Here is a 1,983-nt window from a genome sequence, read left to right on the forward strand (position 1 = left end):
CGGCGGATCAGCTGATCGGCAATGCCCTGGGCAACGAGCTTGGCATCGACTTCCGGCTTGCGGATTTCGACGATGTTCAGCTTGACGTCGCCGGCGGTCATCTTGGCCAGCTGCGAGCGCAGCTTTTCGATGTCCGCACCCTTCTTGCCGATGATGACACCCGGGCGGGCGGCATAGATCGACACGCGGCAGGTCTTGGCCGGACGCTCGATCACCACCTTGGAGATCGCGGCCTGGGGCAGCGTTTCCATGATGAACTTGCGCATCTTGAGGTCGTCCTCAAGCAGCGTGCGGTAGTTCTTGCCTTCGGCGTACCAGCGGCTGTCCCAGGTCCGGTTGATCTGGAGGCGCAGGCCGATCGGATTGCTCTTGTGACCCATGATCAGGCCTCCCCAGCTTCGTCGGAAACTTCACGGACAACGATCCGCAACCGGCTGAACGGCTTCAGGATGCGGGTCGACTTGCCGCGACCACGGGTGTGGAAGCGCTTCATCGTGATCGACTTGCCGACCGAGGCTTCCGCCACGACGAGCGAGTCAACGTCCAGGTTGTGGTTGTTCTCGGCATTGGCGATCGCCGAAGCGAGGACCTTGCGCGCATCAACAGCCATGCCCTTCTTCGAGAAGGACAGGATGTTCATCGCGTCTTCAGCGCGGCGACCACGGATCAGCGCAGCTACGAGGTTCAGCTTCTGGGCCGAACCGCGGATCTGCGTGCCGACCGAGAGCGCCTCGTTGTCACCAACGCGGCGGGGAGCTTTCTGCTTGCTCATCAGCGCTTGCCCTTCTTGTCAGCGGCATGGCCGGGGAACGTGCGCGTGGGCGCGAATTCACCAAGCTTGTGGCCGACCATCTCTTCCGAGACGGAAACCGGGATGAACTTGTGGCCGTTGTAGACGTTGAACGTCAGACCAACGAACTGCGGCAGGATCGTCGAGCGACGCGACCAGGTCTTGATCGGCGCGGCGCGGCTGCCCTGATCCTGCGAGGCTTCCGCCTTCTTCAGCAGGTGCAGGTCGACGAAAGGGCCCTTCCATACGGAGCGTGCCATGGTCGCTTACCTCTTCTTCTTGGCGTGGCGCGACCGGATGATCATGCCATCGGTGCGCTTGTTGTGGCGGGTACGGGCACCCTTGGTCGGCTTGCCCCACGGGGTAACCGGATGACGGCCACCCGAGGTACGACCTTCGCCACCACCGTGCGGGTGGTCGACCGGGTTCTTGGCAACACCGCGGGTCAGCGGGCGGATGCCCTTCCAGCGGTTGCGGCCAGCCTTGGCGAGGTTGGTGTTCTGGTTGTCGGGGTTCGAAACCGCGCCAACCGTACCCATGCAATCGCCGCGCAGGTAACGCTGCTCGCCCGAGTTCAGGCGAACAATGACATGCCGCGGTCACGACCGACGACCTGGACATAAGTGCCTGCCGAACGGGCGATCTGACCGCCCTTGCCCGGCTTCATCTCCACGTTGTGGCAGATGGTGCCGACCGGCATGGTGCTGAGCAGCATTGCGTTGCCCGGCTTCACGTCAGTCTTCTCACCGGCAACAACGGTATCGCCAACGGCGAGGCGCTGCGGCGCGATGATGTAGTTCTGTTCGCCGTCCGCATACTTGATGAGGGCGATGAAAGCCGTGCGGTTGGGATCGTACTCGAGACGCTCGACGGTCGCAGGAGCATCCCACTTCCGGCGCTTGAAATCGATGAAACGATACGACTGCTTGTGGCCGCCGGCGATGCCACGCGAAGTGACATGGCCCTTGTTGTTGCGGCCACCGGTCTTGCTCTTGCCTTCGGTCAGCGCCTTGAGCGGCTTGCCCTTCCACAGCGACGACTTGTCGACGAGGATCAGGCCGCGCCGTGCGGGGCTGGTCGGGTTATAGTTTTTGAGTGCCATTGTCCGCGCCTCAGATACCGGAGGTGACGTCGATCGACTGGCCTTCAGCCAGGCGAACTACGGCCTTCTTGAAATCCGAACGGCGATAGGG

3 protein-coding genes and 2 pseudogenes are annotated in these 1,983 nt (G+C 62.7%); all 5 read right to left on the minus strand.

Going from position 1 to position 1,983, the window contains the following annotated elements:
- On the minus strand, positions 1-380 hold a 380-nt coding region (gene rpsC / locus RMO89_RS13750), incomplete at its 3' end, for a 30S ribosomal protein S3 (RefSeq protein ID WP_310533784.1).
- 2 nt (positions 381-382) lie between these two features.
- On the minus strand, positions 383-772 hold the full coding sequence (gene rplV, locus RMO89_RS13755; protein ID WP_310533785.1) for a 50S ribosomal protein L22: 390 nt from the start codon (positions 770-772) through the stop codon (positions 383-385).
- Positions 772-1,050 carry a 30S ribosomal protein S19 gene (rpsS, locus tag RMO89_RS13760; RefSeq protein ID WP_310533788.1) on the minus strand — a complete coding sequence of 93 codons (279 nt, stop codon included), beginning with the start codon at positions 1,048-1,050 and terminating at the stop codon, positions 772-774. Before rpsS ends, rplV begins: the two co-directional genes overlap by 1 nt.
- A gap of 6 nt (positions 1,051-1,056) precedes the next feature.
- Positions 1,057-1,892: pseudogene (rplB, locus tag RMO89_RS13765) on the minus strand (50S ribosomal protein L2).
- A gap of 10 nt (positions 1,893-1,902) precedes the next feature.
- Positions 1,903-1,983 (minus strand): annotated as a pseudogene (locus tag RMO89_RS13770) (50S ribosomal protein L23); the annotation flags it as partial.

The sequence above is a fragment of the Novosphingobium sp. genome (genome assembly GCF_031424035.1).
Lineage (GTDB): Bacteria > Pseudomonadota > Alphaproteobacteria > Sphingomonadales > Sphingomonadaceae > Novosphingobium.

Excerpts from the sequence above, each read along its gene's own strand:
- rplV (WP_310533785.1), bottom strand. The coding sequence starts at position 772 with ATGAGCAAGCAGAAAGCTCCCCGCCGCGTTGGTGACAACGAGGCGCTC.
- rpsS (WP_310533788.1), bottom strand. The coding sequence starts at position 1,050 with ATGGCACGCTCCGTATGGAAGGGCCCTTTCGTCGACCTGCACCTGCTG.